4 protein-coding genes are annotated in these 7,655 nt (G+C 52.5%); 2 read left to right on the forward strand and 2 right to left on the reverse strand.

All coding sequences use genetic code 11. From position 1 onward, the window contains the following. Positions 1–6: 6 nt before the first annotated feature. Entirely contained in the window at positions 7–528 is a 522-nt protein-coding gene (locus FJM65_RS20385; RefSeq protein ID WP_181163817.1) for a DUF4136 domain-containing protein, read from the reverse strand. A gap of 347 nt (positions 529–875) precedes the next feature. Beyond that, positions 876–3,794: an aminomethyl-transferring glycine dehydrogenase gene (gene gcvP, locus FJM65_RS20390; protein WP_140624076.1), complete on the reverse strand. Its 2,919-nt coding sequence runs from the start codon at positions 3,792–3,794 to the stop codon at positions 876–878. A gap of 229 nt (positions 3,795–4,023) precedes the next feature. On the opposite strand from gcvP, the gene FJM65_RS20395 reads away from it, so the two are divergent. Further along, entirely contained in the window at positions 4,024–5,268 is a 1,245-nt protein-coding gene (locus FJM65_RS20395; RefSeq protein ID WP_140624078.1) for an NAD(P)-dependent oxidoreductase, read from the forward strand. 12 nt (positions 5,269–5,280) lie between these two features. Further along, positions 5,281–7,494, forward strand: coding sequence for a tetratricopeptide repeat protein (locus FJM65_RS20400; RefSeq protein ID WP_140624080.1), 2,214 nt, complete (start codon positions 5,281–5,283; stop codon positions 7,492–7,494). The last annotated feature ends 161 nt before the right edge of the window (positions 7,495–7,655 follow it).

The raw sequence follows: 7,655 nt of genomic DNA on the forward strand, positions 1-7,655 counted from the left end.
AAAGCCTTAAGAGGCCGGAGGAAACTCTGATAGAATATCCTCTACTACTAACTTAACATACTCCTCATCCTGCGTGGAAGGGTCCAGGTACGCATCGGCATAGCAACGCCACAACAGCTCGTTGGTGGCGGGGTCGATGATGTCTATCACCAGCGTTCCGGCAGGCAGCTCGTCTATGGGCCTAAAATCAAACAGCGTCGAGGTGTCGTAGCGGAAGCGGTAGCCATACCAGAAACTGTACCCGTAGCCAAACCCTTGCGGAAACTTGTAGCCTGCAGATGAAGCCTTTGACGTATCAACCGCTATGTCATAAGCAACCAGCAGGTCAGGGGCTACCACATCAAGCTGGAAACCGCTTTTCCTCATCTCCGCACCAATAGATTGCCGCACGTACTGGTCCAGCAAGCTGTTGTACTGAGGACCCGAACCACCTACGCGAGGCTTGGGCACTTCAGCGCTGTACAAGTTAAAGGTCTTGTACGAGTCGAAGTCCGTTGTCTGTGGGTAGGCAATCTCTATATCTGCCATAGGTACTCGTGAGCAGCCAGCAGATAATAGCAAGCAAATAAGAAAACTGCAGAAATAGGATGCTTGTTTCATATAGTAAGGGTGCTGGGGGATGAATAATGCAATTTATCCTAGTTTATATGGATCAGTTTATATAAATAAACTTTTCGCAAAGATAGATATAATTATCAGTGTAGTAACTTTTATTAAACTATATTACTTAATTTTTATATTTAAGCCAAATAGTATAATGTTATAATCGATTAATTATGCTGGGTGGTGTTACAAAGAAGTAGAAAGGGAAAGGGTAGGAGCACAAAAAAAGCCCGGCCTAAACAGCCGGGCTTTCAAGTATAAGTAGGATGCGGTTAGCCAATGGCTACCATCTCATTCCCGTTCTCGTTGTAGGCCTCAATCGGGGCGCAGGAGCAAACCAGGTTACGGTCGCCATAGGCGCTGTCGATGCGGCTTACGGTTGGCCATACTTTGTTATCGCGCAGGTACGCCATCGGGAACACCGCTTTCTCACGGGAGTAAGGGCGGTCCCAATTCTCTACCATCACTACTTTGGCCGTGTGCGGTGCGTTCTTCAGCACGTTGTTTTTCTGGCCGGCCTTGCCTTGCTCTACCTCCCGGATTTCCTCACGGATAGAGATCATCACGTCGCAGAACCTGTCCAGCTCTTCCTGTGCCTCCGACTCGGTTGGCTCCACCATTAAAGTACCCGCTACCGGGAACGATACCGTTGGCGCATGGAAACCATAGTCCATCAAACGCTTGGCGATATCCTCTACCTCTACGCCATACTTCTTGAACTCACGGCAATCCAGGATCATTTCGTGGGCGCAACGGCCGTTCTTGCCAACATACAGCACCGGGTAGTGCTTCTCCAGCCTGGACTTAATATAGTTAGCGTTCAGGATAGCTACTTTCGTGGCCTCTGTCAGACCTTCGCCGCCCATCATGGCGATGTAGGCATAGGAGATCGGCAGGATGGAGGCTGAGCCCCAAGGCGCCGCAGAAACCGCATGGATCGCGTTTTTACGCTCTAAGTCTACTACTGCGTGGCCTGGCAGGAACGGAACCAGGTCCGCCACCACACCGATCGGGCCAACGCCGGGTCCGCCGCCGCCGTGAGGGATGCAGAAGGTTTTGTGCAGGTTCAGGTGGCAAACGTCGGCGCCAATGGTAGCCGGAGAAGTCAGGCCAACCTGGGCGTTCATGTTGGCCCCGTCCATGTACACGCGGCCGCCGTTGTCGTGGATGATCTGGCAGATCTCGATGATGCTCTCCTCATACACCCCGTGGGTAGATGGGTAGGTCACCATCAGGCAAGACAGCTCGTTTTTATACTGCTCGGCTTTTGCGCGCAGGTCGGCCACGTCGATGTTGCCTTTCTCGTCGCACTTCACGATTACCACTTTCATGCCGGCCATTACCGCCGAGGCAGGGTTGGTGCCATGGGCAGAAGACGGGATGAGGGCAATCTTGCGGTGGCCTTCGCCGCGCGACTCGTGGTAAGCACGGATCACCATCAAGCCGGCATATTCGCCCTGTGCGCCCGAGTTTGGCTGCAGCGATACGCCGTCAAAACCAGTTACCTCGCACAGCCAGGCCTCCAGGTCTGTGAAGATCTGCTTATAGCCTTGTGTCTGGTTGGCTGGGGCAAACGGGTGCAGCTGCCCAATCTCCGGCCATGTCACCGGAATCATCTCGGCGGTGGCGTTCAGTTTCATGGTGCAAGAGCCCAGGGAGATCATGGAGTGCACCAAGGAAATATCCTTATTTTCCAGGCGCTTCATGTAGCGCAGGATCTCGTGCTCGGAGTGATGCTCGTTGAATACCTCGTGCGTCAGGTAGTCGCTCTTACGGATCAGGCTTTCCGGCCAGGTGATTTCTGTTTCTTCCGGAAGCTCGTTTATACTTAGCACGTCGGCAGCCTTTCCGGCCACTTTCGCGAAAACGGCAAGTATGGCTTTTACATCCTGCAGATCGGTGTTCTGGTGCAGGGAGATGCCGATGTTGTTCTCACCGAAGTAGCGGAAGTTAATGCCAGCCGCCTCAGCCTCTGTGCGGATGGCCTGCTGCATGTCAGCGCTCTCTACAGCTATTTTCAGCGTGTCGAAGTACTGCTCGTTCTGCTGCTCAAAGCCCAGCGCCTTCAGCCCGCTTTCCAGCTGTTGCGCCAGCGCATGCGTGTTCAGGCCGATATACTTCAGGCGGCGCGGGCCGTGATACACGGCATACATACCGGCAATAACGGCCAGCAGTACCTGGGCAGTACAGATGTTAGAAGTTGCTTTCTCGCGGCGGATGTGCTGCTCGCGCGTCTGCAGGGCCATGCGGTACGCCCGGTTGCCCTCAGCATCCATCGAGATGCCGATAATGCGGCCCGGAATTACACGCTTGAAGGCCTCTTTGGTAGCAAAATAGCCCGCGTGCGGTCCGCCATAGCCCATCGGTACGCCAAAGCGCTGGGTCGTGCCCACCACGGCATCGGCTCCCATTTCGCCCGGAGGGGTTAGCAGCGTGAGCGCCAGTATGTCGGCGGCCACCGCCACCAGCATATCCTGGGCGTGCGCCTTCGCTATAAAGTCAGCATAATCAAAAATGGCACCATCGGCAGCAGGGTACTGCACAATAGCGCCAAACAGTGTCTCGTCTTCGAGGTTTGCCTCGCGGTGGTCGCCGATCACCAGCTCAATGCCCAGCGGAGTAGAGCGGGTGGTCAGTATGTCGATCGTTTGGGGCAGCACCTGGTTTGACACGAAGAAGCGGTTGGCGTTTTTGCGGGAGCCTTTGCGCTGGGCGTAGAACATGTTCATGGCCTCAGCGGCGGCGGTTCCTTCGTCAAGCAGCGAGGCGTTGGCGATCTCCATGCCTGTCAGGTCTATCACCATGGTCTGGTAGTTGATCAGCGCCTCCAGTCGGCCCTGCGCAATCTCAGCCTGGTAAGGGGTGTAGGCCGTGTACCAGCCCGGGTTCTCCATAATGTTGCGCAGGATAACCGGCGGCATAATGGTATCGTTGTAGCCCAGCCCGATGTACGACTTGTATACTTTGTTCTGCTTGGCAATCTGGGAGAACTTGTTCAGGAAGTCCCGCTCAGAAAGGGCGGCAGGCAGGTTGAGTGGCTTCTTCAGTCGGATGGCGGCTGGTACAGTCTCCTCAATCAGTTGGTCCAGTGTTTCTGCGCCAATGGTGCGCAGCATGTCCTGCATTTGCTCTTTGTCGGGGCCGTTGTGGCGCTCCTTAAACACATCAGCAGGTTTCGTTTTAAAAATCATAACAGCGATATATTAAGATCCAGGGTTTGGGGGTTCCAGCTTCATCCGAAGCCGGCTTTCTGCCAGTTCCAAACTTTGCTACAAAAGTAGTAATACTTTATTATATTGAAGCATCAAAGCCAAATACTTCGGGCCAGGGCAACCTCCTGAGGTAGAAGCGTCAGGCAATGGCTTATACTATACTTGAGCTAACAGAAAAATAAGCGTAACAATTCAAGAAGGCTGTTCTATGGGTAAATTAAAAATCGGCGTTATCAAAGAGGGTAAAATACCGGTTGACAAGCGTGTTCCCCTCACTCCTAAAAAGTGCGTAGAGGCCATGCAAGACTTCCCGGACATGGAGATTGCGGTGCAGCCAAGCGACATCCGCTGCTTTACCGATGCCGAGTACCAGGAGCTGAGCATACCGCTGCAGCAGGACCTTAGCCATTGCGACGTGCTGATGGGAGTGAAGGAGGTGCCGATAGACCAGCTGATCCCGAACAAGACATACTTTTTCTTCTCCCATACGATAAAGAAGCAGCCGCACAACGCCAAACTGCTGCGCGCCGTGCTGGACAAAAACATCACCCTGATAGATTATGAGCTGCTGAAGACGCCGGAGGGACAGCGGGTGGTGGCCTTTGGCCGCTACGCAGGCATAGTAGGCGCCTACAACGGCATCCTTACCTATGGCAAAAAGCACCAGCTGTTCGACCTGAAGCCGGCCTACCTGTGCCACGAGATGGAAGACATGCAGGAGGAGTACTTTAAGGTGAAGCTGCCGCCGATAAAGATTGCCGTAACCGGAGGCGGGCGCGTGGCGGGCGGCGCCATGGAAGTGCTGGACAAGATGGGCATCAGAAAGGTGAGCGTGTTTGATTACCTGTACAAGCAGTTCACGGAGCCGGTTTACGCCCAGCTGCACTCCGGCGACTACAACGCCCGGCCCGACGTGGAAGTATGGGACTCGCCGGATTTCTACGCTAACCCACATTTATATAAGAGTACTTTCCGCAAGTTTACCCGCGTTACCGACCTGCTGCTGGCCTGTGCCTACTGGGACCCCAACGCCCCGAAGCTCTTTACAGAAGAAGACACACGCAAGCCAGACTTCAAAATAGACACCATCGCCGACATTACCTGCGACGTGGATGGCTCCATACCTACCACCAAGCATGCCACCACCATCGAAGAGCCCGCCTACGACTACAACCCTGCAACAGGAGAACTGGAAGCGCCATACTCCAAACCGGGTAATATAACGGTGATGGCCGTAGACAACCTGCCATGCGAGTTGCCGCGCAACGCCTCCCGCGATTTCGGTCGCCACCTGATAGACAATGTGTTTCCGCAGTTCTTTAACGGCGATGAAGGCCAGATGCTGGAGCGGGGCACCATTGCCAAAGATGGTAAGCTGATGCCGCTTTACAGCTATCTGCAGGATTATGCCGATAGTGCCACAAACAACAAGGAGAAGCAGGAGGCATTTTAACAGAAGTACTCCGTGCGAGATCTAGAGAAGTTCTTTTGGGGGCTGCTGGCAGCTGTTACGGTGTTGGCCTTAACCGGCGTAACCGGCAACACATTATTGACCTTTGTGCTGTGGGCTTTCGGGATAACGTTTGCCATAGGCGGCTATTGGTTATTCAGCAAGTATAAGTATCCCAAAGCGCTATCCATACTTGCAGGAATCGCCATGGGTGCTGCATCGTTTATGTTACCGTGGGGTATTGTGGCAGATCAGAACTGGCTCAAGATGCTGCTGTTCATGCTCCCGAACCTCTGCCTTTTCCTGTTTCTGCTTATCTATACTTATCGCGGTAAAGGAGAGCAATGGTTTGGGAAAAATCTACAGCCCCTGCTCATTCGGTCTGCCGTACTGGCTGTACTTACCACTGTGTTCGCCTCTGTCCCGATCAACACGTGGGCGCACCGGCAGGTGCTGTGGGCGTTCAACCAGCAAAACGAGTCCCTGTTGCATAACCTCCGCATGTTTGACGAAAGGGATAAGGCCGTCAGCTTTCTGGATAAGCAAATGTGTGATGCCGCTATAAAGGCAGCCAATGCCGCAAGGCGTGAGGGGGAACTGTGGCTGGAGTGGAAGCCTGAAGATGGCCTGCAGGAACTTTATGGAATAAGTGGGGCCTTAGCAACACAGTATAATGCTTACCTCTGCAAAGGCTGGGCCGCCTATGATACTGAAAACTATCAGCAAGCCTTACATACTTTTATAGAGGCCGATTCTGTTTTGGATGACCTGGCAGGCGCTGACAGCTCCTGGAACTCCAGCAAAGTATGGTCCTGGAAGAATATGGCTGACTGCCACGCAAAGCTTCTCACCTACGAGAAGGCCGACTCCTTATATCTTCTGGCAATAAACAAGTATAAAACAGATGTTGGCAAGTTAGATGAGAGCCTGGCAGATTTGTTCGTAAGCTTAAGTATGAGTGTATCGGCACAAGGAGCCATACACGAGGCAAACCAGGTGCTGGAGCAGGTGCTCGTCCCGTTTGAGAGCAAGTATAAAGAAGGGGAGGGAAGCTACAAAGGCACCATGAAGATGTATGAGCACTTCATCGCAAACCTGCTAAGGGCTGAAGATTATGAAAAAGCAGCTCTATACCTGCAGAAAGGCAAGCAGCTTGCCCACAAGGATAGCTTGAACTATTATGTGCTGCAGCATTATGATGGGTACCTGCAGCTGAAAACCAACAAGTATAAACGCGCTGTTTTACGGTTTGAGGAAGCAATGGCTGGCTATACTAAACTGGAAAGGCCCGGCAGTGGCAACCAAGTGGTGATCAGGCAGGCATTGTTTAGTGCATACATGGCTTTGGCAGACTATACCAAAGCTGAGGCCTATCTACAGGAAGCGCTGGAGATAGCAGAAAGGGATCACGGTGTTGAGTCGGCCTTATACTATAAAGTATTACTGGATGCAGCACAGTTAGACAGGCAATTAGGAAAGTATGATGCCGCAAAAGAGAAGCTAACTAAAGTGCTGCGCCGCTATGAAAGCCAGTGGGGAGATAATAACAAGGTCGCTGAAGTGCTGGCGCAGATGGCTGTTATAGAAAATGAGTTAGACAACCGGCCGCAGGCAGCAGCCCATGCTACCAGGGCATACGCTATTGCCAGGTGGTTCCCGGAGTATAAATCTGCCAGCTCTGATGAAGTTTTGCTAAACATCGCCGACGTAAACCTGAGTTTGCAGCACTATACTTTTGCCGACTCCTTATATAAGGCCGTGTTAGAACGATCGCAAGAAGACTATTATAAGGTGCAAAAGGCAAAGGCGCTTTCGGGTATAGCCCTGGTAGAGATGGAGCAAGGCCAATATAAAGGAGCAGGCGAGAAGCTGGAGCAGGCAATAAAGATAACCCAAGAGGCAGTAGGAGGGACTCACCCCATGCTATCCTCCTTATACTATAATAGAGGCCGGCTAAAACTGACAGAAGGCAAAACAGAAGATGCTTTGCAGGAAGCAGGTAAAGCAAGGCAGGTATTAAACAGGTACTTCGCTGCAGATCATATCAACCAAGCCGATATGTATACCTTACAAGGAGACATAATGCTGGCAGAGAGAAATGCGAAAGCGGCAGGGGTAGAGTACAGGAAAGCAGAAACGATATATGAAGGCACCTACAAAAAGAGCCACTGGAAAAGACGGCATGTAGCAGAAATGCTGGAGCTGGTACAGGCCCTGCAGTTGGTATAGTATAAGCTATAAAACTTTTCCCGCTCGTTTTCAGCGGTTTCCGCTTTGGGGGCGATTATTTTCGGCGCGGGGTGTTGGAAGTCCGCTTCTTCTTCCTACTTTTGCATCCCCGTTCGGCAGGGACGGGAAACGAGAGGCTGGCCAAAGTGAGGACGATGCGT

Origin of the sequence: Pontibacter mangrovi, assembly GCF_006385705.1 — a bacterium.
Classification (GTDB): Bacteria; Bacteroidota; Bacteroidia; order Cytophagales; family Hymenobacteraceae; genus Pontibacter; species Pontibacter mangrovi.